Raw genomic sequence first — 23,390 nt, forward strand, 5'->3', positions numbered from 1 at the left:
CAATCGTTTTCGAACGAGGAGCTATCGAATCGACTCTGCCAACGCAGAAAAAATCTCTTGCAGCAAGTGCTGGGGAAGACGCGAGCCCGGCACAATGTCCGTCCGCTCGCCTACGCCAGGCGCATTGCTTCCTTCCCAAATTCTTTTGTAGATTTCTTCTGCTTTGGCATTCCGGTTGCCCTTCAACTCAAGAAAACTTCTCCACTTTTCTGAAGCAAGTCCCGGCGCAGTTTTATCCGTAATGTGGCTGCAACATTTCGCAATAACAAACGACACACTGCAACAGTGGCAAGGCGCATAATGCCGTTGTGCTTCGCATCGCGTCAAAACATCGATCTAACTCGGTCGCCAAATAGGACCGGGTGGAGCGTTTTAGTCAAAGGTAAGTTTCATGACACGTTATGTCATCGCGTTCACCGCGGCCGCTGCTCTATTCGTTACCGCCGCCGTACCCGCATTCTCGCAGGTAGTTATCTACGATGGCCAGCCTTCAGATTCCTACTCGGTTGACGGGAACACGGAATCCAACTTTCTACACTCGTGGAACCGCCATCATGACCATCAGAACCGGTGGTCCGTCCAACGGCCCAGCTTTGGACCTGACGACGTCATTACCTTGCTTGAGGATCGAGGCTACCGAGTGAGGGATGTTCAGGATGTCGGCGAACGTTATCTGGTCAAGGCAACCCGTGGCGGCGACAACTTGCTCGTGAGCGTATCTCGGTCGGGCGATATCATGGGTGTCGTCCACGACCAGTACCAGAGATAAGCCACACCTAGTTGTCAATCCAGCGCCCTGTTCACCCGCTTGGGTGAGCCAAAGCTTGCCCTCGACCGTCCAACGCCAAACGAAAGGCATCCAATGTCTAGTTCTCGCAGCCGTGACATCATTTCCCGACCGGAGGCAGGCAATGGAGAGTTAATCCGTGTCGAGCGTGTGTGGCAGCATCGCCATGATCTCGAACTACGGATCTCAAAGCCGCGACACAATCGTTCAGCGTTGCTCAAGCTTGCTGCTGGTGGCCTTATGCTGGGTGTAATTTCTATCGTCGCGTACAGCGAACTGAAACCGACGCAGACCCCTGTGTTGCAAGAGGCCACGGCCTCCTATCCCGACGGTCGGGAAGCCGCTGTCGCCTCAACAAGACTTCAGGACATTGTTGATATAGCACGAGCACCAATGACAGCGAGCATCGCAGAGCCGCGAGCTGCCTCTACACCTTACACCGTTATTCCGACCAAGCGGCCGGTCTTTGAAGGTGTCAAATCTGGTGACCCTCAAAAGGTGAACCGTTTGGGTTCCGCCACGACTTCGACAAATGTCCTCCGCTACGATCGATGTAATCCTGGCTGTAACACCCGAGATCCACTGGTCGCGGGGACAATCCCACCTAGAAATTCTGCACGACCATCTGTCGATCCCGTGGAAAGCACAGATTTAGAAAGTTCGAGCGGAGCCGCACAAATCGCGAAAACTGCACTCAATGGTGCCGGTCTCGTCCTCATCCAAACCGCTACTCTGCCGTTCACGACTCTGAAATTCGGTCGGGACGCGGCGATGAAGATGTCGGAGCAGAACTAGTGCCAATGACTCGATGCTTGCGTCTCAAAGTATGTTGTCGTCGCGGAGGTCACGATGGTTCAGCACCGCAGTTTCCCTTCGAATTTGCTGAGCATGGCGACGTCCAGTGGGTCACAAATTAGTTTCTTACCTAACTTCTGGGGAAGACTTTCGAAATACTCCGGGGCCGAAACGAGAACTGCTACAATCGTACAGGGAGATCAAGAGAGCTCTGACGTTGCCTGATCCGGATCTGTTTTGGCAGAAAATCTTTCAGCGGCGCGGGCAGGCGCGAGGGATGTGCTGTTTCCCTCAGAACCAGGACCGATTGAAACGAGCGGAGGATTTCCGGGCCAGTCGCACGCACAGCTTTGTAGTGAGCGACACTGCGGACCTCCGCCTTCAGCATCCGCTTCGGGCTGCGCGCAATTGCGGCAACGACGATTTCGAGTTCGTCAATCGTAGAACGCAGGAATGGCTTCAATTTACTTGTGAGCCTATTCCAAAACGCTCCAGCATTTTCCTAAGCTGTGCGTTCTGGTGCCTCAGTTGTTCCGCGAGGAGCCGCTTCAGGCGGAGGTTTTCGTCAGAAAGCAATGCCAAGTCATCGGAGTGGGTCCCGACTACGTCGACCGCCCTCATGACATAGGGCGCTGCGATTGCATCCTCGGCAACAGATCTGCGACGTGTGTAACGACGCTTAACAGGTCGCGGAAATAGCGCCGATTTTTCCGCCGATCCTGGCTAGACGGCTCGAAGACAGGCCGTGATGAGGCTTTTTCAGCGGCCGTTGTCGGCCCATTTTGTCGTCATCCGCCTGGTTCGGCGGATTCCGGGCGCGATTAGGCTGTCGCCAGCAGCTTTGGCAGCCTCACCAGATTATAAGCGGTGGCTGTCAGTGTGAACATCCAGCCGACGCGATCCTTTCCACGATGGCGGGTCTTACGCATTCCGCCGCTGGTCTTGGCCCAAGCGAACACTTCCTCGATACGCTTGCGAATGCGCTGACTGACAGCGTAGCCAGGGTGATGGGTGGTGCGACCGTCGATGGCCGAGCGTCGGTTCGTCGTGTTTTGGGCGACGTGTGGCGTCACCTTTGCGTCCCGCAAGGCAGCAACGAAATCGGCCGTATCGTAGGCTTTGTCTGCAGCCAATGTGATGCGATGACGACCATCCATGCGGCCCACCATATCCAGTGCCGCCTCGCGCTCGGCGGTTCCGGTCGCATGGGTCAGCGTGGCGTCAACAACCAAACCATTGCGGTTTTCCATGGTGACGTGGCCCATGTGGCAAAGCCTGGCCGCCTGGCCACGGGCCTTCTTATAAAGCCTGGCGTCCGGGTCGGTGGTCGATGCGTGGGTTGCGTTGCTGCGCTTCTCGCCGTGGAAATCGCGCTCAGAGTTGCGGCCTTTGGCTTCTGGCGGCTGTTTCTCTTCAGCGCCAGAGCCGCTGCCGTCGGTGTCGCCACCATCTGTGTCGTCCTTGGGCTTGAAGCTCTTCATGCTGGCCCAGGCTTCGATCAAGGTGCCGTCCACCGAGAAGTGGTCGTCTGACAGCAATGCTTTCACCCGCGGCTGGCTCAGCAACGCGGCCAGAAACTTGGCGGCGATATCGCCAGCCAAGAGCCGCTCACGGTTCTTGGTGAACACGGTGACGTCCCAGATCGGCGCGTCCATCGACAAGCCGACGAACCAGCGGAACAGCAGATTGTAGTCCATCTGCTCCATGAGCTGACGCTCCGAGCGGATCGTGTAAAAGGCCTGCAACAACAGAGCGCGCAGCAGCTTCTCCGGCGGGATCGACGGACGGCCGATCGCTGAATACATCGCCTCGAAATCCGGCGACAAAACTTCCAGCGCCTCGTCTACAATCGCGCGGATCGCCCGCAGCGGATGGCTTGTCGGAACCCGGGCTTCGCAGCTCACATAAGAAAACAAACCCGCCGTCTGGATATCATTACCGCGCATGTCCTGCTCCTGCCGACCAATCACTCAGGCATGGAATCATGGCAGTCCGTTCACAGCAAGGGCCTTTTTCCGCATCCTGTTAAGCGCCTTTACTGTCTGGCGTGTCGGCTCACCGGCCGGCACCTTGACGACCTGACTACTATTTGAAACCGCATCTTGATGATTTCGCTCAATCTGGTCGCAATCGATTACCGGCAATTGCCGGTGCGTTTCTCCCCCGACCTCGCTGACATCGGCGACTTCGATTTGTTTTTCCAGGCCGGTTGGCAGGTTTTCACGACGGAGCGGGGTTTCCGAGTTGGCGTTGTGCATAAACGGAAGGGTTGCCTCGGTATCCCTCACCAGAGCCGCGAAATCGGTGTTGCCCCAGATGGATTTCGGCTGTGTTTTTAGTCGTCGGCGTGCCGATTTGATCTCGACGACGAAACTGCGCTGCTGTGTCCTCATTTTCTTCTCTGATTGTTGTCTGCGTATTCAGGAGCGTTCGAAGCGCTTGAGCATTTCTCTGAGCTGGGCATTTTGAATACGTAACTTTCGCACCAGCAGATCCTTCAGGTGTTTGATCTCTTCATCCAGGCTTGCGACGTTTTCAAAGAACGGGTCCCTATTCGAAGATGCGGCAGAAATGGGCAAGTCCGCGAAGGCGCCAGGAATTTCGACTAGCGAGCCGATGCGCTCTTTCTTTGCGGTCTTCAACCTTGCCTGCCGAAGCTCGGACACCTGAACAGCAACCTCCCCCGCGGGCGGCTGGTCGACCGGGTCGGCGTTGGACCGCTCTTTTTTCTTTGTCAGGTCGGACTTACCTGCTGAGGTAGCGTCCGGCCGCAGATCGGGCATCTCGGGATCAATTACCCTGTCGATCGCCACCGGAGCTGTCACGCGATCTTCAGGCTTGCCCTCCCTCACTCCCTCAATTTCGGAGGTGGCTTCCGGGGAAGAGAGCAGAATAGTCGTAGCTGGCCGCAGCTCTATTTCGACAAGCTTGCGAGCGCTATTAGGCGCACTTTGTTCACCCGCTGTCTCGGAGGATCTTTGCCGAGACACCAGCTGCGCTAGATATTTCCAAGGTGACTTCATAATGCTTCTTTCTGAGCGACAGATATGCATCGATCTGACAACTCAATCCTGGCTCGAAAGCCGAGCCAGGATATTTTAAAAACTAGGCTGTTGGATAGTGACGGAGATCGATTGCCCGAGCAGCCAACAACCTCCCAGCGAGATCAAACGCCCAGGCGCTTGCGCAGATCAGCATTTTCCGCACGCAACTTTTCGGCCAAAGCCTGGCGAAGTTTCTTGTTGTCTTCCTCAAGCTGAAGAAGATCAGCCATCTCATCACTCGCGGTGACAAGCGCTCGCGACGTTGCCGGCTGACTGCCAGGCTTGGTCTGTGCAGGGCCCTTGGCCACCATTTTCTTCGTGGCTGCACGTCCGGTCGTCGCTGTGGTCACCGGTGCGACTTCCCCTTGGGCAGTCCTCTTCTTGCGAACCTTTGGTGACTTTGCAGCTGCAGCTGCGTCAATCTCGGCTTTGGAACGACGAGGCGCTCGCGGCTTCTTTGACACAGGCGCCTCTATTGGAGCCTCCGCAGCTACAACATCGATTTGCTCGCCTGTTTCGGTTTCGTCAGCCATTATCATCTCCATGTACGGGTAGATTCTTTTCGACTGCACGACAGCTGGTGTCAACAGAGTCCGCTGTATTGCTTTCCGTTTAAGCTGATCCGGCCGAATTCTCATGGAATGGGCGATGACCGTTTCGGCGTCTGGGGTACATGCTGCTTTTCGGCGTGGGTGTTCTTGTGGAATTCTGTCGCGAGAATTATCCTGCAGGCACACACTAACTCAGCGCGCTGCACTGATGATATTACAAATTCCTTTGCGGACAACATCCTTGCTGGTGAGCTGGCCGGCCTGGATGTCAAACACGACATCTACCCTGACACCTGAGCCTTTTTGGCGTGCGACGATGCGGAGCGTCTGAACTCTACCACTGCCGCTGGTTTCCTGAAACGCGTCGATCGATGAGAGTTCTTTATTGATCCTGATGCCTGAAAAGCCCTCCGCCGCTACACCCTGTGCCAATCTTTTCAAAATCACTGGCGCGCTTGCTTTTGAATACTCTTGCCATGAGCGGTAGCTGAGCGCGGTAAGCATAGGCACACGCGACACCGTAAAATTACCTTCGCATGAAGCTGCCTGTGCAAGCGTTGTTTCGCCAAGCAGCAAAGCTATCATTACCACCAAAGTCTTCACTAGTTTCCCCATCCGTGAGCGTGTTGATTCACTAAGGGCTGACCCGGCTTCAGAGTGAACTCCTCAGTCTGGGAAAGAGAAGCGCTTTAAATTAAGTCGCCTATTTCGGCGAGTTGGGTTTCAAAATCTGCAACCAAGGGCCGAGTGCAGTATTTTTAATTGTAGACTGTCTCAATGAACCTTGACAACCGTTCGGCCACGTAGAGGCGGTTGCCACCCTGTCCTACGGGCCAATACTCTTCAATGACATCGCGGAAAGTCTGTCCAAGTCGGGTGCGATAACGCTTTGGTTACGGTGGAACCAGGTAACGGGCAGTCGGTTTCGGCCCCTCACTCACCCAGTTTGAAGTGCTCCGCACAACTGGCGGGGGTCTTTCGCGCGGACGTCTTCAACACACGACCAGGGCCGCTCCGGGAGGCGCTCATACTTCCCTATCCGACCAGCGCTCGCTTGCGGGCAGGAATGGTCATCGCTGCCACTCCGACGATGACGCAGGTCAGTCCTATCCAGGCAATTGAGGTCATGGTCTCGCCAAGAAACATGATCCCAATTCCAACCCCGATCGGAACGCGCAGGTATGCCTGGGCGGTCGTTCCGACCGAACCGAGTGTGTGAACCAGCCTGAAATAGATGACGAACGCCAGGGCCGTCGAAAACACCGAGAGGCCAAGCAGGGCGAGGATGGATGCCGCAGATGGCATCAATGTCCAAGGATGATCGACGGCAAGACTGACCGGGATGAGGATAACCGCACCGCAGATCAGCGACCCCGCCGCCGGCATCATCGGATCAAGCCCTTTAAAACCCCGTCCGAAGATAGCGGCGCCGGCATAGCAGACCGTGGCGGCCACGATGGCAAGTTGCGCCGGTAGTTCGTCCCCGAGCCCATGAAATGCCTCGATGCCGATGATGAGACATGTGCCGGCAATGCCCGCGATGACGCCGAACAGCTTGCCGCCGGTCACCTGTTCATGGCGTGTGATAAGCACAGGCAAGAGGAACGTGAAGATCGGCGTAGTAGAATTCAATATCGCGGCAAGCCCGGCATCAACAGTGCGTTCCGCCCAAGCGATCAGGGTAAAGGGGATAACGCTATTCAGGCATGCCTGAAACAGGAAACGTCTCCATGTTGCGGAGTCCTTTGGTAAGGCCAATCCGCGTCCCTTGATCACGGCAAGCAATATCGCGCCGGCAATCAATGTGCGAGCGGCGATCAACGTCACGGGTGGGATCGTCTCGACGCCGATTTTGATGAGGGTGTATGATGCCCCCCAGAGCGTTGCGAGTGCGAGAAGAAGCGCAAGTTCAATTCTAATATCCGTCTTTTGGTCTGTCATGATCGTCTCAGTTCGAGAGGGTACGATATTTCATCCTCTCTAACGTGGATCGGGGTGGCAATGCTTCGGCCAAGGTCGGACTTTGCATAACTGACAGACGGAAGCGTCTGTGTAATTTCGGGCTCATGTCGAACACAGCACTTGGAAAATCATCGCCGAGGTCGCTGCCGGAGCGGAGATGAGGCGCGCGCAGCCTTGATGGGCGGGCAGTTTCCCACTGCGACGAACCTGGCATGCTACGTCGATGTTAGCGCCGACACGACAAAGCGGCCACCTGAGCGATGCTGGAAATCGACTGAAGCTACGGACGAGAAGATGGAGCGGACCTCGGTAAGGTCAGCAGGGTCTGGGCCGCCATCAGCTACGCAAGAAGGTACAATGCTCCATTCCCGGCGACCTCCCACATGCAGTCATTGGCTCCGACCATACGATCAGGGCTGTTGGCGCTATGCAGCCGTTCCCATTGGTCGCCACCAGATGATGCCATTGCCGTACCCCTTGATCGGCCAGCAGGCACGTCCACTGCGGTCTCGATGGGGCATGTCTGACCGAAGACCGCCTCGAGATGCTCGGCTCGATCGGCATCCGCAACGGCCGGATCGTTTTCTTCCCCTGTGCGCTGAAGCGCCCATTCCTCGCGATGACCAAGAAAGCCTCTCCTCTGGCCGTCCTCCACTTCGTTTCGGCCTTTCAGGTGCAGGCCGATCGTCCCCGGTCCTATCGACTGCCATCGAGGCCGCGAAGGACGCGGCCCGAACAACCGAAAAGGAATACGACAATGGCGACCATCGGCTCTTTCACCGCTTCCGGTAACGGCTTCTCCGGCACCATCAAGACCCTCAACCTCAACGTCAAGGCAACGATCCGCGCCGCCGAGCGCACTTCCGAAAAAGGCCCGGACTACCGCATCCTCGCGGGAGCCACGGAATTCGGCGCAGGCTGGAAGAAGACCTCCAATGAAGGCCGCGACTACCTCTCGGTCAAGCTCGACGATCCGAGCTTTTCAGCCCCGATCTACGCAACGCTGATCGAGGTCGAAGGCGAGGAAGGCCTCTCCCTCATCTGGTCCCGGTCGAACCGGGACTGATACCGGATGCCCCGCCCGACAAGGCGGGGCTCTCCACCAGGGATCACTTGTTCAGTGCATCCTTGAGCGCCTTAGCAGGCGCAAAGGTCAGCTTCTTCGAAGCCGCAACCGTCATCTTCTCTCCGGTCGCAGGATTGCGACCCTCGCGCTCCGGCGAAGCTTTCACCTTAAATTTGCCGAAGCCGGGGATCGAGGTTTCAGTATCGGAGCCTGCGGCATCGGCGATGGCCTGGAAGACGGATCGACGATGCCCTTGGCCTGAACCTTGGTCAGGCCGTTGTCGACGGCGATCTTGTCGGCGATTTCGTTCGTGGTGGTCATGGATTTCCTCGCATGTTCTAACAAAGAAAGAATCCGTGCCAGCTTATGACGGCGTTGTCATCGGCAACGATTGGGACGCGGGTCAGATCCGCTAGATGTCCACAGGTGGTTTCGGCTTGTAGCCACGTTTGCGCTTTTCGCGAAGGACATCGAGGAACAGACTGACGGCCTGACTCTCGCTATCGAACAAATGCACCATCTGCTGCCCGCGCGTTCCAATCCGGCCCCAGGCGCGCACCAGCGACACCTCGCCGAACAATGTCGGCTGAATGGCAAGCGCGTAGAACCGAGCCATGTTCTTTTCCGGCGCTATACGCTCGACATAGAGGTGGTAGGGCTGCGTGATCATCACAGTAGAGTCGCGCGTTCGGATTTTGCCGTCCAATGACAGTTTTGAATCGGACGGGCATTAGCGATTCACAACGTTGATCCGTCGGCATCCTTTTCATCAGCACCAACTCCGGCGCGACCCTCCCCACTTCCGTGCCAGTCCCTCGGCGACGAGAATATCGCCGACCGATCTCCGATCGCGATAGACGATCCTGAGCTTCCGGCCGTATCGATCTTTATCTCTGGCTATCATCTTGAACGAGAGCGGACCGGAATTCAGAATATCGAGCAAACGCTGTTTTGCCGCAAGGCCGCGCTCGCGTTGGCATCTTGGCGGGCTTAGCTGCGGCGTGTCGATGTCAGCGATTCTGATCTTCTGGCCCCGAAACCAGAACGTATCGCCATCTACCACGCAGGTGATCCTGTGGGCGCCTTTGCACATCGAGAATGCTTCACTCGTGCCAGTCGGCTGCTCTGCTGACTGCGCAGATGTAAGGAGGCAGATGGTCACGCCAGATAGAGCGGCAGCCGGGAAAATATTCAACTTCTCGTCTCCTTAATTCTCGGGTGCGGGATCCGTCTCAATTGCTCCCGACCCTTTTATGGCTTGCCTGTGAAACCGGTTTTCCCCACGGACGCGCTCATATCGTTCCGCCTGAACCAGATGGCGCGCCCACAGCGCAATGGTGCATTGCCGGCAGTGAAGACGATCTGCTCGTCGCCGCGCATGCGCAGGACCTCGTGCGGCAGGATCAGCGGACGGCGCGTGAGTTGCTTCGACCGCGAGCGTGACGATCCCTTCATTCCGGAAGAACGGTTCGTCTGGTCGACCTCGACCGTGGTGTCGCCGCAGCGCTTGGATATGTACTCTGCGGTCTCCGGATCGTTGATGGCCGCGAACGAAATCCACGATGCAGACTCAAACCATTTCGAGCTGGCGTCACGACCGCCATAGGATTGGCGCATCTGGCCGATCGACTGGAAGATCAGTGCCAGACTGATGCCGTACTTGCGTCCGGCGTCACGGGCCGTTTCCAAGATACGCAGATAACCGAGGCGCGCCACCTCATCGAGTAGAAACAGGGTGCGGCCCGCAACCTCGCCATTGCGATTATAAATCGCATTGAGGAAGGAGCCGATCACCACCCGTGCCAGTCCCGGATGCGACTCCAGGACCTTCAGGTCAAGTGCGATGAAGATATCGGTGATGCCGGTCGCCAGCTCGTCGGTCGTGAAACTGTCACCGGACACGAGGGCGGCATAGTTCGTATAGGAAAGCCAGTGTGTCTCCTTGACCGCATTGGCGTAAACGCCGCTGAATGTCTCCGGCGTCATGTTGACGAACACGGCAACGTTCTCGCGCACGAAGGTGGATTCCGACTGCTCGTAGATCCGCGTCAGCCGCTCGCGCAGTTTCGGCTCAGGCTCGGATAGATTGGCGCGGACACGGCGCAGCGTCTGGTCCTTTGCGTCCGTGTTTCCGGACAGGCAGACATCGGCGATCAGAGCGGTCAGCAGCTGCATGGCTGACGCGCGGAAGAAGTCGTCGCGGGCCGAGGCGGTGCGTGCGTTGTCGGTCATGATCCATGTCGCGACCGCGACGATGTCCTCTTCCTTTGTGCCGCCGAAGCGGCCGATCCAGTCGAGGGCATTGAACCCGGTAGCACGGTCGCCGGGATCCAGCACGATCACCTTGCGGCCGGCTTTGCGTCGGTGCTCGACGACCATCGGCGCGACCTCGCTCGACGGATCGAGCACGACGAGCCCTCCGCCCCATTTGAGCGCGGTCGGGATCGTGACCGATGTCGTCTTGAAACCGCCAGAGCCGGCAAAGACGATACCGTGCGATGAGCCGAACGAACCGTCGAAGCAGAGCAGCGGGGACTTCCCGCCGTCACCCCAGCTGTGCGGATCGTCCGTGCGGAACGCCATCGCCGCAACACTGTCGCGATCGACGCGGTATCGCTCGCCGATGACGATGCCGCCCGTATCGGGGAACAGTTTTCCGGCCTCCGCCATACCCATCCAGCTGGCGTCGCCATGCACGGCCCTCTTGCCTCCAATCCGCGTCGGGCCGGATTGTGCAAACGCAGCGTTGCCTTTGATCGCAACGCGCAAGGCAAACAACCCGCCGAACAATGCGGCGCTCGCGCCGACCATCGTCGCCGGATCGGTATAAGCGAGAGCTGATTGTCCCGCTGGTGCGCTGCTGGCTATGCCGGCGAGCCGGATTGCTTCCCGCACAACCGCGATGACGATCACCGCGCCGTTGCCTGCAAGCACGCTCAGTGCGGCTGCCTTGATATTCGGCGACCCGTTCGCCGCAAACAGCGAGATAACGCCGACGGCGGCGGCGGCGATGTAGGGTAGGGCGAGCCCCACGCGGCCGAGGAAAAGCTTCGCCTCCGGGCTGGTCCCTAACGCCGCAAGCTTGTGCTCCATGCCTGTTGTCAAGGCCATTGCGATCAACATAATGAGCGCCGGTAGAATCCCGCGAAGCAGCCTATTCGCGGTCATTGCCGAACGCCTCCGCGCCGATCGCAGTCAGGCGAGCTCGCTCGGCTTCATTGCCTTTGATCCGGTGGCTGGCTTCGAGCAGCAGGCCGAGTAGCAGCGCTCGTTTCTCGTAGCGCAAGCCCGCCTTTACGATCAGCCCGCCGAGCTCGATTTTTTCGCGCGTGTCCCTCTTTCGAGCTTCTGTCGTCATCCCCTTCGCCATCCGATCAAGCCTCACTAGATCCGCCCGCATCCGTGCCAGACACGTTCGACGCCGACGCGCCACTGCCGGCTCGGGCGTCCCCGCCGTTTTTCTTTTCCGTCGAAGCCGTTTTGCCTCCGCGAAACCGTCCTGCAATCTCCTCAAAGGCTATCTGAAGCTCTGTCTCGTCGATCTCGATCTCACCAATGCCGGCTTTCAGCGCGATCCTGCCAATGCGTTCGGCCTCGCGTGTTTCGGCCGCCCTCAACTGGTCCTGCAATCTGGCGATTTCTTCCCTGATTCTGGATGATGGCTTCTTCATTCCGGACGATCTCCTTGGGGTCCTTGGCGTTGCCATTGCGACGCCAAGAATTCCCCGGATGCTCGACAAAGGGAATCTGCAGATCTGCAGATCGGCAAAGCCGTTGCTTTGGTGGATGATCCCGCCGTTCCGAAGGAGCGGTTCCAAGGGCGCAGTTATACGTCGTTGACACGACGAGTTGCTCGAGGCCCTGGCGGGGCCGACTGAACTGCCGCTCCAGACGAACGAAGGTTCGAACCGGGAGTGTTTTACGTCGTGGCCATCGCCCATTTCTCAGCCGGTATCGTCAGCCGTGGAGACGGCCGCATTGCCGTGCTGTCTGCGGCATACCGGCACTGCGCGAAGATGGAATACGAGCGCGAAGCCCGCACCATCGACTACACCCTCAAGCAGGGTCTGCTGCACGAAGAGTTTGTGCTTCCCGCTGATGCCCCGAAATGGGCACGGGCAATGATTGCCGACCGCTCGGTTTCGGGAGCCGTCGAAGCCTTCTGGAACAAGGTCGAGACGTTCGAGAAGCGCTCCGACGCGCAGCTTGCCCGGGACCTGACCATCGCTCTTCCGCTTGAGCTCACGCCGGAGCAGAACATCGCGTTGGTTCGCGACTTCGTGGAAAGACACATCCTCGCCAAGGGCATGGTTGCCGATTGGGTCTATCACGACAATCCCGGCAATCCGCACATCCACCTGATGACGACATTGCGCCCGCTGACCGAAGATGGTTTTGGGGCGAAGAAAGTCGCGGTCATTGGCGAGGACGGCCAGCCTCTCCGTACCAACTCCGGCAAGATCGTCTACGAGCTCTGGGCCGGATCGACGGATGACTTCAATAAGCTGCGGGATGGATGGTTCGAACGTCAGAACCACCACCTGGCACTGGGTGGTATCGATCTTCGCATTGATGGTCGCTCCTACGAGAAGCAGGGCATCGAGCTTGAGCCGACCATCCATCTCGGCGTCGGCGCCAAGGCGATCGAGCGGAAGGCGGAAAGCCGGGGTGTGCGTCCAGAGCTCGAGCGGATCGAGTTGAACGAGCAGCGGCGTAGTGAGAATGTCCGCCGGATTGTTCGGAGTCCGGGCATTGTGCTTGACCTGATCACCCGTGAGAAAAGCGTCTTTGACATCCAGGATGTGGCGAAGGTGCTGCATCGCTATGTCGATGATCCCGGCATTTTCCAACAGCTCCTGGCACGCATCCTCCAAAGTCCTGAAACCCTGCGTCTGCAGCGGGACACAATCGAGTCCGCGACTGGACAAAGACTGCCGTCGCGATACACCACGCGCGAGCTGATTCGGCTGGAAGCGGAGATGGCCCGGCGATCCCTCTGGCTGTCCGAGCGGGATACCCATGGTGTTTCCAAGACGGTGCTGGAGGCGACCTTCGCGCGCCACGTCCGCCTGTCGGATGAGCAGCGAGCAGCGATCGAGCACGTCGCCGGTTCCGCCCGAATCACGGCCGTCGTCGGGCGTGCGGGTGCGGGCAAGACCACGATGATGAAGGCGGCGCGCGAAGCCTGGGAACTCGGCGGATATCGCGTCGTCGGTGGAGCGCTTGCCGGAAAGGCGGCAGAGGGCCTGGAGAAAGAAGCAGGGATCCAGAGCCGCACGCTGGCTTCGTGGGAACTGCGCTGGAAGAAGGACCGCGACACGCTCGATGCCAAAACAGTATTCGTCATGGACGAGGCCGGTATGGTCGCGTCCAGACAGATGGCCGGGTTCGTCGAGGCCGTGGTCAAGACCGGTGCCAAGCTTGTGCTTGTCGGCGACCCCGAGCAGCTTCAGCCGATCGAAGCGGGTGCTGCGTTTCGCGCCATTGCAGATCGAGTCGGTTATGCCGAACTCGAAACTATTTATCGCCAGCGCGAGGACTGGATGCGAAAGGCCTCGCTCGATCTGGCACGCGGCCGCGTTGGCGAAGCGCTCGCCGCCTATTGTTCAGAGGGCCGGGTGCTTGGCTCGGAACTGAAGGCTCAGGCCGTCGAACATCTGATCGCTGACTGGAACCGTGACTACGATCCGGCAAAGTCCATGTTGATGCTGGCGCACCTGCGCCGTGACGTTCGCACGCTGAACGTGATGGCCCGCGAGAAGCTGGTCGAGCGCGGCATCCTCAGTGAAGGCCATGCCTTCAGAACCGCAGATGGCCTCCGGCATTTCGACGCCGGCGACCAGATCGTCTTCCTCAAAAACGAAGGCTCGCTTGGCGTCAAGAATGGAATGATCGGCTGTGTCGTAGAGGCCACGTGGAACCGGATTTCCGTCGTGGTGGGCGAGGGCGATCATCGGCGTCAGGTGTCGGTCGAGCAGCGCTTCTACAACAATCTCGATCACGGCTATGCCACCACGATCCACAAGAGCCAGGGCGCAACGGTCGATCGGGTGAAGCTGCTGGCAAGCCTCTCGCTTGATCGTCATCTCACCTATGTCGCGATGACCCGCCACCGCGAGGATCTGGCACTCTATTACGGCAGACGTTCCTTCTCCAAGGCAGGCGGCCTGACGCAGATCCTGTCGCGCAGAAACGCAAAGGAGACCACGCTCGACTACGAGCGGAGCGGTCTCTACCGCCCGGCGCTCGCCTTTGCTCAAAACCGTGGCCTGCACATCGTCCAGGTCGCCCGGACCTTGCTGCGCGACCGGCTGGACTGGACGCTGCGCCAGAAGTCGAAGTTTTCCGATCTGGCTGTCCGTCTTCGAGCAGTTGGCGAACGCCTCGGCCTGCTGCAAACCCTGAAAACCCAAACGACCAAGGAGACCCGCCCGATGGTGTCAGGCGTAAAACTGTTCCCGCTCCCCCTAAGCGACGCCGTTGATCAGAAGGTTGCCAACGATCCTGCAGTGAAGAAGCAATGGGAGGAGGTGTCGACGCGCTTCCGCTATGTGTTCGCCGATCCAGAGACCGCCTTCCGCGCGATGAACTTCGACATTGTCCTCGCCGACAAACAGGTGGCAATGCAGACGCTCGACAAGCTTGCGACCGAGCCTGCGTCGATCGGACCGCTCAAGGGAATGACCGGTATTCTCACCAGCAAGTCTGACCGAGAGGCCCGCCGCGTTGCGGAGGTCAACGCTCCCGCGCTGCAGCGCGACATCGAAACCTACCTTCGGATCCGCGAGGCCGCCGTGCAGCGGATCGAGGATGAGGAGAAGACGATGCGCGAACGCGTGTCAATCGACATCCCGGCGCTGTCGCCGGCGGCGCAGACCGTGCTGGAGCGGGTACGGGACGCGATCGACCGCAACGATCTTCCCACTGCTGCGGCATACGCACTCAGCAACCGCGAGACCAAGGTTGAGATCGATGGTCTCAACAAGGCTGTGGCCGAGCGCTTCGGCGAGCGCACGCTGCTGGCAAACTCAGCCCGCACCCCCGACGGCCAGCTGTTCGACAAACTCTCAGAGGGGCTGGCACCTCAGGAGAAGGCGCGGCTCAAAGAAGCCTGGCCGGTGATGCGCACAGCCCAGCAGCTCGCGGCCCATGAACGCACAGTGACAACGCTGAAGCAGGTGGAGGACCTGAAGCTCGCTCAGCGTCAGACGCCGGTGATCAAGCAATGAGCAGGCGAGGGGCGATCGTCTTCGTCAACACTGCCGCGAGCCTATTGGTGGCTCTTGCAGGGATCGCTCTTGTCGGCGGCATCAGGCTGAACCTGACGCCGAGCGAACCACTTGGAATCTGGCGTATCGAGCCGTTGAGCCGAGCCCCCCTCGTTGGCGATCTTGTGTTCATCTGCCCTCCCCCTACGCCGCGGTTCCATGAGGCATGGCAGCGCGGTTATCTCCGGCGCGGACTGTGCGCGGGCTGTTTTGCGCCCCTCATCAAGACCGTCGTAGCGCTTCCTGGCCAGCACATCGCAGTCGGCGACACTGTTAAGATCGACAGTGCTGTTCTCGACGAGTCCCGCATCCGCGAGAGCGACGGGCAGGGCCGTCCGATCATCCCCTATTCCGGGGGCGTTGTGCCGCCGGGTCACGTGTTCCTCCACTCATCCTTTGCGAGTTCCTATGACTCCAGATATTTTGGACCGGTCCCCGACAGCGGCCTCCTCGGACTTGCCAGGCCAATCCTCACCTTCGGGCCATGACCGATTGCGTGGGGCGATCCTGATCGGGCTGTCGGTCGCGGTGGGCGCGGTCGCCTGGAGGGGAAATATGATAACCCTCCCTATCGCGATGATCCTTCCGCTGCTTTGGGCGCAGTCACCATCACGGCTGGTCGCGGGTGCCGTGTCGGCAGCATATTTCCTCGCCGCATCCAGAGGTTTGCCGCAGGGTGTCGCGAACTTTTATGCCGCAGATCTCCGGCCGGGCCTCCTGCTTTGGGCAATGGCGTCGTCAAGCTTTACCCTCGTGCATGCCGTCCTCTGGATAGGGCATCCGGAAAAGAGAAGGGGCGTGCGGTATTTGCTCGTCATGGTGCTGACGGGTGTGCCGCCCTTCGGGATTGCCGGCTGGGCGCATCCGCTGACGGCAGCCGGCGTCCTGCTCCCGGGTTGGGGATGGTTTGGTCTTGGAGCGACCGCAATCCTTTTGGTCGTCATGACCGGTCGACGGTGGCAAATCGCGGTCGCAGTCCTGTTGGGACTATACGCCTGGTCCGCCACGGACCGGACGCAGCCAAAGGTAGCAGACAGCTGGAAAGGGGTCGACCTTGCACTCGGGCAAAATCTCGGTCGAGACAACTCGCTCAGCTATCATAGTGATCTGATCGCAGCGGTCAGGGCAAAGGCCGGAGAGTCCCGTTTCGTGGTTTTGCCTGAGAGCGCGCTTGGTTTCTGGACGCCGACCGTTGCACGAGTCTGGCAGCATGGTTTGCTGGGATCCGGCATCGTCGTGATCGCAGGTGCGGCGGTCACCGATGCTGCTGGTTACGACAACGTCATGGTTTCCATCTCGGCCAGCAAGGCCCGTATCCTTTATCGCGAGCGCATGCCGGTCCCGTTGTCGATGTGGCAACCGTGGCGGGTCTTGATGGGCGAGGGCGGCGGCGCGCATGCTCATTTTTTTGCCAATCCGGTGATCGGGGTTGCCGGCATGAGGATGGCTCTGCTGATCTGCTATGAGCAGCTCATTCTCTGGCCGATCCTTCAATCGATGCTTCAAGCGCCAGACGTCATCGTGGCGACCGGCAATGGCTGGTGGACATCAGGCACGTCGATCATTGCCATCCAGAAGGCCAGCGCTGCCGCATGGGCGCGGCTGTTCGGCGTGCCGATCGTCACGGCCTACAATCAGAACCCGCAGGAGTGACCAGATGATTGATGCCGCCCTTATTCAGCAGTGCGCCGACAAGACTCTAAAGCTTGAGATCGTCGAGATGTTTATCGAGCGGGCAGGGTCGCAGGACCCGCTTGCCGTGACCGTACGGTCCGGCAAGCGGGTTGTGCTTGTGCCGAAACCCACGACGCCGGATGAAGCCCTCTCACTGATCCGAAACAATCTCGGCCGCAATACAGTGCGTGTCGGTATCACACAATATCCCGCTGGGCTGGGCCTCATCGAGGCAGGTCAGTTGAAGCCGGATCTGATCGAGCCCTGTGAAAACATCCGGATGGGAACGGCACTATTCGGCAAGGTCTATCGGATCGTCACCAGGTGGTATGGAAACCCGACAGCCAAAGATGTTCTGCCGCAGGTCTTCGATGACGCGATCATCGCATGGCAGACGGGGTACTTCGAGGGAAAGGCCGTTTTTACTGCGACCGATCCGGGCGCGGTAAGACTCGCGGAGCCGAAAGAAGACGATCAGGATATCGAGCCGCCCATGCGCACAGATGGGAAGCCGCAAGACCTTGGAGGCCGGGATGCTCCACCATCCGACGGTGCAAGCGATCCTAGCAAAGCAGGGATGCGTGTCGATCTCTCGGGAATCGGGAGCTCCAGATAGGCCATATGCCACGACGCCATTGGTGAAGCGCCGATCGTTCGTCAGTAAACACCAATACACGGGGGGCATGCCGCAGATCCTCGAATTTGTGGAGAACATATGCCGGTATGCCGCTCGAAAGGAACCCAATGAAAGATCGACAACAGTCAGCATTGTCCTGGTCGTTGAGGATGTTGCGAAGGGTCGGCAGCGGACCTGATTTTAGTGTTGCCGTTGCTGCCATTCGAGATCGATACCAATTTTCACATCTAGCGTTTTTGGTGGTCCGTCGCGCAACCTCCACGGACGCCTATCCCTTCTATTGCACGACATATCCTGAGGAATGGACGTCCGTTTATCTTGATAGAAACCATTTCGCGATTGACCCTGTCATAGACCTCAGCCGCACCGGCTTTCTGCCTGTCGATTGGTCAAATCTTGACCGACGATCGCCGCGAGCCCGCAGCTTTTTCAAAGAGGCGGTGTCCTTTGACATTGGACGGCAGGGGCTGACGATCCCTGTCCGAGGTCCGGGCGGTGAACGTAGCCTCCTTTCGGCAACGTCGAATTTGCCGAGATCCGAGTGGCTAACGTTACGGACATCGACCAGCCCCGACCTTCAGGTTCTGTCCCATTTTTTGCACGAGAAGGCGTTCTCCGTATCGGGTCTGCGAAAGCATGGCGGGTACCGGAAGCTATCCAGGCGTGAGCAGGAGTGCCTTCAACTGCTGGCAGGCGGCATCGTTTCGAAACGTATCGCCGCGACGTTGCAGATTTCGGAGAGTGCGGTGCGGCTCTACCTCAATCTTGCCAAACGCAAACTCGGGACTGCAACGATCTATCAGGCTGTCGCAAGGGCAAGCTATCTTGAAATAATTCAGGTCTGAAAGCTTGCTCTTCCGGTCATCTCCTCACCCTTCGATATAACTTAAAGTTGCGAGTCAATCTGTTGAAATCGCCAGATTGCGTCAGGGTCTCACATCAACCACCTCTAAGCGATCAAGACAGCCGCGAGAATGCCTTCGCGGAGGACGCCGGCAGTGCCGGCGAAGCCTGTGCCGGAACCGGTTCAGGGCGCCACTGTCGTTTGGCTCAACAACGAGGATCGCGCTGTGGCGGATAACAAGATAATCGAGGCCTGGCGAAAGGCTCCGCGCCTTACGTCATTCGCAACCTTCTTCGAAAGAACCGCAAGCGGACTGGGAGGGACGCCGGATCTGGCGACGCCGGAACCGCAGATGGATCTCCTGTCGTTCGACCTCGATTGTATGACCTTCTGGGACACGCATCGGCGTTTGTGGGGACATTTCGACAGCCATTATTTTTCAAGCATCCCTTATCGGCTGGAAGAGGAGTGCCGCCTGGCTGCCGCGATCCTTCTGTTTGGACAGAAGGCATGGGCGCGCAGCGGAAAGGCTGCGACGATCTATACGCTCGGAGCGGGCGCCGGCACTCTCGCACGATCATTGGCAAGACTGGGTGACGGGCGCCTGAAAACCCTCAATTGCAGTCCCACGGACGGCAATCGCGTCTGCTTTTTCGCCCGGAGAGGCAGCGACGATGCCCACTTTTACCACGGGCCATTCTTCGAACTGGATGATGAACGGTATGCGACGGATGTAAATCTTCGGCCTTTCCAGGACGGATATGATGTGCTGTTCGAAGATACGACCTTCCAGATGTATGGACGGGATCGCGACAATCAGACCGGCTTCATAGCGCCCCGGCTCCGGCCCAATGGTGTGTTGGTGCAGGTGCAAAAGCTGACCCATCAAAATACCGAGGCCTATCTCGAACGGGAGCGTCAAAAGGATGGGATGTTCAAGTCGAGGTTCTTTTCAGCAGACCAGATCATCGATAAGAAGCGCGGTGTTCTGGACACGATGGTCGACTTCCAGGTCGATCTGGTCACATCGCAATCAGCTCTTCGATCGTACTTCCGCTACGCCGTCATCACATGGAATAGCGGCAATTTCTACACGTTCGTTTCATCCAATTCGCTCGGTTCTTTACGTGATTTTGTTATGTCGATGGTGAAGCCGGCTATTCCTTCAGAGTTTTGTCACGAGCCGGTGCCGCAGATCCTGGTAAATAACGAACACGGGCCATTGGAAGCAGACTGGCATTGGCGATCACCGCAGTCGATAGTCACTGAGATCTGAACGGTCGGTTCCTGATACGGGAGGTGAAGATGAGCAAAGATCTGTGCGGGCCCACGCCCGATCAGAGCGCGCTAGAGGATGTAAGGGCGGCATTGTCGTTTTTAATGCCAGACCTTACACCGTTCTGGGCTAGACCGCTCAAAGACTACGCATTCGCAGTCTACGAAGCCGGCTCCCGGGGACGATGTTCTGTCCGTGGAGACGCGATGAGCCGGATGCAGTCGTTTCTCGCGCGGACAGCAGTGAGGGCAGGCGCCCACAAGGACGATGCGGAGCAAGCAAGCCGCCAAATAGCGGCTTTGCCGGTGATGCAAAGCGGTCCTCACTGCCATTTGCTGATCGAGCCGGACGCCTTCTACACACATCTATTCAGCGCTCTTGGCCTCACCGCGCACGGACAGCGGTGGCATATCTGCTACAGCTCTTCAACGGTGAAGTTCGTAGAGAGATCTAAAAAGGGCCCCGGCTGGCTCTCGGTTGACGGCGAGCTGGTGAATGTGTTTGGCTTGTCTCGAAGCCGCATGCAGCCTTACAGTATTTGCGGTCTCAATGGGCCGTACCGGTTTGCACTTTCCCGGCAAAACGCCGGATCCGGCAAAGCCGCTGTCGCTCGGCTGAAGGCTATTTTGCCCGATACCGAATTTTCGTCGGCAGCTGAAGCGATCAAGGCTGCAAATCAAGTCCTGTGGCGGAGATCGTTTCCTTCGTCTCTCAGACTGCTGCAATTTGACGACATCGATGTTGCCGATCTTGTGGCGGACCATTTCGAGGATAGCGCGTCGTGGATGTCAACTCGCTTTGCGGGCGATGGCTTCTTCGCGGAACGCCTACTGCGGGCGATCGAGCAGCTGAATGCTGGTCCGTGGACAGGATGGATACGCCAGACAACCGATTTCTTCTGGGGCTTGGAAGATGGAAGGATTTTCCCCCTGCGTTTGCAGGGAGGCGTTCTTACAGGGGAAGGGCCACCGATCTGGGAGGTGAGGTTCGATCCTGAAAGCATCGCAACCTCATTGCGGCAACGCAAACTCGTACCCAATCTGCTAACGACGTTTCTGGTGACGTCGATCTTGCCTGGCATTCGTGTTCTCGGCGGATGCCGGCAGACCGTGTACTACCCCCTCATGCGATACCTTGTTGCCGCGGCACTCGGAGCCGTCGGCGAGCGGGAACTGCTTGACGCGCTGCGAGCCGACGGGCGGCCGGGTGTGTGGGGGCACCGGGTCTTGCGTCCGAAGGACGGCGATCCATTTAAGGAAGTTGAAGAGAATGGCGCTCCGTTGGAGCTGGCTGCCAACTATGGTTCTGTGTCGCTGCAGGATGCTGCTGGTGACCTGGCCAGTTTCACCGGCGATCCGATTTGGTCTAAGTTGTCCGCGCATATCAGGACCCAGGCAATTCACGCTGCGTCCGCGGAGTGGCGATGGGCGTAGGTTTTTTAAGCCCGATTGTGGCGGCCGATTGGAACCGGCGGCGAGAATATCACCGAATGCGGCAAGTGATCGGCTGGGTTCGAAACCCTAGCGCTTGAAACCCATTCATTTTGGAGCCCGGCATGGCTGCGGAGCGAGTATCGATCAGGCAAATTACCGCTGACGAAATTGATGTTTTCCGGAGCATCCGGCTGGAGGCCCTTCGGTGTGAACCGGCTTCCTTTGCGAGCCGATTTGAGGATTGGCAATTCCTCCCTGATTGGGAATGGCGCCAAAGACTGAACGATCCGATCTTTGTCGCATTTGGCAAATGCGAACCGATCGGTATGATGGGGCTCGTACGCCTGCGCCCGCGCAAGATGGCTCATCGCGCTATGCTGGTCAGCGTCTATGTGCGAAAGAGCGAACGCGGCGCGGGAGTTGCCCTAGCTCTCCTGAACGTGGTTTCGGACTATGCGAGAAGTCTAGGAATTCTCCAACTGGAACTGGCGGTCAACGCCGAAAATTCTCCCGCATTGCGCTTCTACCAGCGCCACGAATTTATCGAGATCGGCCGCATCCCCTGCGGACTGCTGGAGGGTGACAGAGAAATTGCCGACGTCATGATGGTGCGGCGACTGAATGGGTAGCCTTCGGGAACGAACTAAAAATCGATACAGGTATCGCAAATTGCCCCTCCCCAAATGCTAGGACTTGATCTCCGGTGTAGACTACCAGGCCTAAGAAGGTCCATTTTGCGGCAGGGCCGTCCCTGAAGACATTGAAGTTATCGAAGTCGGCATGGGAGACGGTCGAGGAGGCTTTCATCTCGAATCCAACAACGAGATTTCCGCTTTCTGCCACGATGTCGACTTCCCGTCCTCTCCGGTCTCGCCAGTGATAGAGGCGCCATTCATCGCGCTGTAGGGCGATGCACTTCAACAACTCAGTAAATACATAGGTTTCGAAAAGCGCGCCCAAAGGGGTTTGATCTTTCCCCAGCGCGAAATCGCTTGCCGCCAATCCACGCAGGGCTGCGGCCACCCCCGTATCGATCAGGTGGCACTTTGGTTGTTTGATGTCACGCCCCGCCTCGCCGGACGTCCAGGCGGGCAACCTGACGACAAGCGACAGACGTTCCAGGATATCTACATACTCTCCTGTTACTTGCCTTGTCATGCCGATCTTGTCGCCAAGGTCGGTCATGTTCAGCTCGTTTCCGGTTCTGACGGCGAGTTGATTTACCAACCGGCGCATCGAGTCCGGCCTTCTTATTTTCATTACGTCCGCGACGTCTCGGTCCACGATGGTGTCGATGTACTCCCTGTATCGGCGTTGGCGAGAGCGTTCTGGGAGGGGTCTGATTTCCGGATATCCGCCGCGAATGATGCGGTCGATGATCTCGGTCTTTGATATGTTCCTGCAGGGGGGCAGGGTATTCTGCTTGCCACTCTCTTTGGCCCAATCCAGTAGCAAGCAAGGGCCGGCGTCGTCGATTTCCGCCGAGCTTAAGGGCAGCATCTTGAGCGTCTGAACTCTGCCTACAAGAGAATCGAGCACGTCTGCGGAAACGAAAATATTGGAGGAGCCAGTCAGGAGGAATTGACCCATCCGGCGATTGGCGTCGACAACACGCTTTATTGTGAGCGCAATCTTCTTTGAGCGCTGGACTTCATCAATAATGATCGGTTCACCATTCGCCGTCGTGATTAAGATCTGCATCTGGCCTTGAGGATCGGATTCAATCGCAGCAAGAACATTTTCATCATCGAACGAGACGAAGTGGCCGCTTCCCAGCATGTCACGCACGAGGGTTGTCTTGCCGATTTGGCGTGGCCCGATCAGGTTAACGACCCGCGCGCTCTCAAGAGCGAGCTCTAATTCCGTTTTGATGTGCCGCTCATATAAGTCGTCGGCCATGGTGATCCCCCGAACCCAAATGGAAATGCAAGCTTAATCAGATGACTAGGCCTCTTGCGGTTTTGGCGGAGTGTTAATTACAGGTTTGACATAATGTCAACTTAAATTTGGCGAAACGTTAATTGTAGGTACGGCGAAATGTTAAATAGCCCTG

At 58.2% G+C, this 23,390-nt stretch carries 22 protein-coding genes and 1 pseudogene; 10 read left to right on the forward strand and 13 right to left on the reverse strand.

Going from position 1 to position 23,390, the window contains the following annotated elements:
- The first annotated feature begins 391 nt into the window (after positions 1 to 391).
- A complete protein-coding gene (locus J5289_RS27460; RefSeq protein WP_209207942.1) occupies positions 392 to 769 on the forward strand; it encodes a hypothetical protein in 378 nt (125 codons plus the stop codon).
- Positions 770 to 2,403: 1,634 nt separating this feature from the next.
- Here the strand turns inward: J5289_RS27460 and J5289_RS27465 are convergent.
- From J5289_RS27465 to J5289_RS27490, 6 genes are all read right to left on the reverse strand, one after another.
- Positions 2,404 to 3,528, reverse strand: a complete 1,125-nt coding sequence (locus J5289_RS27465) for an IS5 family transposase (protein WP_209208106.1) — start codon at positions 3,526 to 3,528, stop codon at positions 2,404 to 2,406.
- Between the two features lie 36 nt (positions 3,529 to 3,564).
- Complete coding sequence (locus J5289_RS27470; protein WP_209207933.1) at positions 3,565 to 3,975, reverse strand: hypothetical protein; 411 nt, start codon at positions 3,973 to 3,975, stop codon at positions 3,565 to 3,567.
- 27 nt (positions 3,976 to 4,002) lie between these two features.
- A complete protein-coding gene (locus tag J5289_RS27475) occupies positions 4,003 to 4,605 on the reverse strand; it encodes a hypothetical protein (RefSeq protein WP_209207932.1) in 603 nt (200 codons plus the stop codon).
- A gap of 143 nt (positions 4,606 to 4,748) precedes the next feature.
- Positions 4,749 to 5,159 carry a SyrB-like regulator gene (locus tag J5289_RS27480; RefSeq protein ID WP_209207931.1) on the reverse strand — a complete coding sequence of 137 codons (411 nt, stop codon included), beginning with the start codon at positions 5,157 to 5,159 and terminating at the stop codon, positions 4,749 to 4,751.
- A 210-nt stretch (positions 5,160 to 5,369) separates the two neighbouring features.
- The gene (locus J5289_RS27485) at positions 5,370 to 5,762 is read right to left on the reverse strand and encodes a hypothetical protein (protein WP_247750840.1); all 393 of its coding nucleotides are present in this window, start codon (positions 5,760 to 5,762) and stop codon (positions 5,370 to 5,372) included.
- Positions 5,763 to 6,212: 450 nt separating this feature from the next.
- The gene (locus J5289_RS27490) at positions 6,213 to 7,118 is read right to left on the reverse strand and encodes a DMT family transporter (RefSeq protein WP_209207929.1); all 906 of its coding nucleotides are present in this window, start codon (positions 7,116 to 7,118) and stop codon (positions 6,213 to 6,215) included.
- 778 nt (positions 7,119 to 7,896) lie between these two features.
- Here J5289_RS27490 and J5289_RS27495 point away from each other — a divergent pair.
- Positions 7,897 to 8,205: a DUF736 domain-containing protein gene (locus J5289_RS27495; protein ID WP_209207928.1), complete on the forward strand. Its 309-nt coding sequence runs from the start codon at positions 7,897 to 7,899 to the stop codon at positions 8,203 to 8,205.
- 43 nt (positions 8,206 to 8,248) lie between these two features.
- Here the strand turns inward: J5289_RS27495 and J5289_RS27500 are convergent.
- From J5289_RS27500 to traC, 6 genes and pseudogenes are all read right to left on the reverse strand, one after another.
- Positions 8,249 to 8,526: pseudogene (locus tag J5289_RS27500) on the reverse strand (HU family DNA-binding protein).
- Between the two features lie 91 nt (positions 8,527 to 8,617).
- Complete coding sequence (locus tag J5289_RS27505) at positions 8,618 to 8,875, reverse strand: WGR domain-containing protein (protein WP_209207927.1); 258 nt, start codon at positions 8,873 to 8,875, stop codon at positions 8,618 to 8,620.
- A gap of 99 nt (positions 8,876 to 8,974) precedes the next feature.
- Positions 8,975 to 9,400, reverse strand: coding sequence for a thermonuclease family protein (locus J5289_RS27510; RefSeq protein ID WP_247750838.1), 426 nt, complete (start codon positions 9,398 to 9,400; stop codon positions 8,975 to 8,977).
- A 56-nt stretch (positions 9,401 to 9,456) separates the two neighbouring features.
- Positions 9,457 to 11,316, reverse strand: coding sequence for a Ti-type conjugative transfer system protein TraG (gene traG / locus J5289_RS27515; protein WP_374108615.1), 1,860 nt, complete (start codon positions 11,314 to 11,316; stop codon positions 9,457 to 9,459).
- 43 nt (positions 11,317 to 11,359) lie between these two features.
- On the reverse strand, positions 11,360 to 11,575 hold the full coding sequence (gene traD, locus J5289_RS27520) for a type IV conjugative transfer system coupling protein TraD (protein ID WP_209207925.1): 216 nt from the start codon (positions 11,573 to 11,575) through the stop codon (positions 11,360 to 11,362).
- A gap of 4 nt (positions 11,576 to 11,579) precedes the next feature.
- Entirely contained in the window at positions 11,580 to 11,876 is a 297-nt protein-coding gene (gene traC / locus J5289_RS27525) for a conjugal transfer protein TraC (protein ID WP_209207924.1), read from the reverse strand.
- A gap of 255 nt (positions 11,877 to 12,131) precedes the next feature.
- Here traC and traA point away from each other — a divergent pair, with 255 nt between their 5' ends.
- The 8 genes from traA to J5289_RS27565 all read left to right on the forward strand — a co-directional run bounded on the left by traA (position 12,132) and on the right by J5289_RS27565 (position 21,966).
- Positions 12,132 to 15,434: a Ti-type conjugative transfer relaxase TraA gene (gene traA, locus J5289_RS27530; RefSeq protein WP_209207936.1), complete on the forward strand. Its 3,303-nt coding sequence runs from the start codon at positions 12,132 to 12,134 to the stop codon at positions 15,432 to 15,434.
- On the forward strand, positions 15,431 to 15,961 hold the full coding sequence (gene traF, locus J5289_RS27535) for a conjugative transfer signal peptidase TraF (protein WP_209207923.1): 531 nt from the start codon (positions 15,431 to 15,433) through the stop codon (positions 15,959 to 15,961). The genes traA and traF overlap by 4 nt, the downstream gene beginning before the upstream one ends.
- A 67-nt stretch (positions 15,962 to 16,028) precedes the next feature.
- The gene (locus tag J5289_RS27540; protein ID WP_247750837.1) at positions 16,029 to 17,126 is read left to right on the forward strand and encodes a conjugal transfer protein TraB; all 1,098 of its coding nucleotides are present in this window, start codon (positions 16,029 to 16,031) and stop codon (positions 17,124 to 17,126) included.
- A 4-nt stretch (positions 17,127 to 17,130) separates the two neighbouring features.
- Complete coding sequence (locus J5289_RS27545; protein ID WP_209207921.1) at positions 17,131 to 17,763, forward strand: TraH family protein; 633 nt, start codon at positions 17,131 to 17,133, stop codon at positions 17,761 to 17,763.
- Between the two features lie 128 nt (positions 17,764 to 17,891).
- A complete protein-coding gene (locus tag J5289_RS27550) occupies positions 17,892 to 18,629 on the forward strand; it encodes a LuxR family transcriptional regulator (RefSeq protein ID WP_209207920.1) in 738 nt (245 codons plus the stop codon).
- A 225-nt stretch (positions 18,630 to 18,854) separates the two neighbouring features.
- Entirely contained in the window at positions 18,855 to 19,904 is a 1,050-nt protein-coding gene (locus tag J5289_RS27555; protein WP_209207935.1) for a class I SAM-dependent methyltransferase, read from the forward strand.
- Between the two features lie 206 nt (positions 19,905 to 20,110).
- Entirely contained in the window at positions 20,111 to 21,337 is a 1,227-nt protein-coding gene (locus J5289_RS27560; RefSeq protein ID WP_247750836.1) for a hypothetical protein, read from the forward strand.
- A gap of 122 nt (positions 21,338 to 21,459) precedes the next feature.
- The gene (locus tag J5289_RS27565; RefSeq protein WP_209207918.1) at positions 21,460 to 21,966 is read left to right on the forward strand and encodes a GNAT family N-acetyltransferase; all 507 of its coding nucleotides are present in this window, start codon (positions 21,460 to 21,462) and stop codon (positions 21,964 to 21,966) included.
- Here the strand turns inward: J5289_RS27565 and J5289_RS27570 are convergent.
- Positions 21,938 to 23,236, reverse strand: coding sequence for an ATP-binding protein (locus J5289_RS27570; RefSeq protein ID WP_209207917.1), 1,299 nt, complete (start codon positions 23,234 to 23,236; stop codon positions 21,938 to 21,940). The two genes, J5289_RS27565 and J5289_RS27570, sit on opposite strands and share 29 nt — an antisense overlap.
- Positions 23,237 to 23,390 lie beyond the last annotated feature (154 nt).

Origin of the sequence: Rhizobium sp. B230/85, assembly GCF_019355735.1 — a bacterium.
Classification (GTDB): Bacteria; Pseudomonadota; Alphaproteobacteria; order Rhizobiales; family Rhizobiaceae; genus Rhizobium; species Rhizobium rhododendri.